The organism is Streptomyces sp. XM83C (genome assembly GCF_023072675.1).
Classification (GTDB): domain Bacteria; phylum Actinomycetota; class Actinomycetes; order Streptomycetales; family Streptomycetaceae; genus Streptomyces; species Streptomyces thermocoprophilus.
In genome coordinates this window covers 1-984 of sequence record NZ_JALLGL010000616.1, presented here as the reverse complement: position 1 = coordinate 984, position 984 = coordinate 1, and the positions used below count along the sequence as shown (strand labels likewise).

Genomic DNA, 984 nt, shown 5'->3' with positions numbered 1-984 from the left:
AGGCTGCCGAAGATCGCGGAGATGGGCTTCGACGTCGTCTACCTGCCGCCGATCCACCCGATCGGCACGACGTTCCGCAAGGGGAAGAACAACTCGCTGACCGCCGGGCCGGACGATGTGGGGGTGCCGTGGGCGATCGGCTCGCCGGAGGGCGGCCATGACGCCGTCCACCCCGACCTCGGCACCATCGACGACTTCGACTGGTTCGTGCAGCGGGCGTCGGCCCACGGGCTGGAGATCGCGCTGGATTTCGCGTTGCAGTGCTCGCCGGACCATCCGTGGGTGCACAAGCATCCGGAGTGGTTCCACCACCGGCCGGACGGGACGATCGCGTACGCGGAGAACCCGCCGAAGAAGTACCAGGACATCTATCCGATCGCCTTCGACGCCGACATGGACGGCATCGTGAAGGAGACCGTGCGGATCCTGAGGTTCTGGATGGAGCACGGGGTGCGGATCTTCCGGGTGGACAATCCGCACACCAAGCCGGTGGTGTTCTGGGAGCGGGTGATCGGCGAGATCAACGCGGCCGACCCGGATGTGATCTTCCTGGCGGAGGCGTTCACCCGGCCGGCGATGATGCACACGCTGGCGCAGATCGGTTTCCAGCAGTCGTACACGTATTTCACCTGGCGCAACAGCAAGCAGGAGCTGACCGAGTATCTGACGGAGCTGTCGGGTGAGGCGGCGGCGTACATGCGGCCGAACTTCTTCGCCAACACCCCGGACATCCTGCACGCCTGCCTTCAGCACGGCGGGCGGCCCGCGTTCGAGGTGCGGGCGGTGCTCGCCGCGACCCTGTCCCCGTCGTGGGGGATCTACTCGGGTTACGAGCTGTGCGAGAACACCCCGCTGCGGGAGGGCAGCGAGGAGTATCTGGACTCGGAGAAGTACCAGCTGCGGCCCCGTGACTGGGAGGCCGCCGAGCGTGAGGGCCGCACCATCGCCCCGCTCATCACCAGGCTCAACGACATCCGCCGCCGC

1 pseudogene is annotated in these 984 nt (G+C 67.1%); it reads left to right on the top strand.

What is annotated here, in order from left to right:
* Positions 1 to 984, top strand: a pseudogene (locus MTQ10_RS30715) (alpha-1,4-glucan--maltose-1-phosphate maltosyltransferase); the annotation flags it as partial.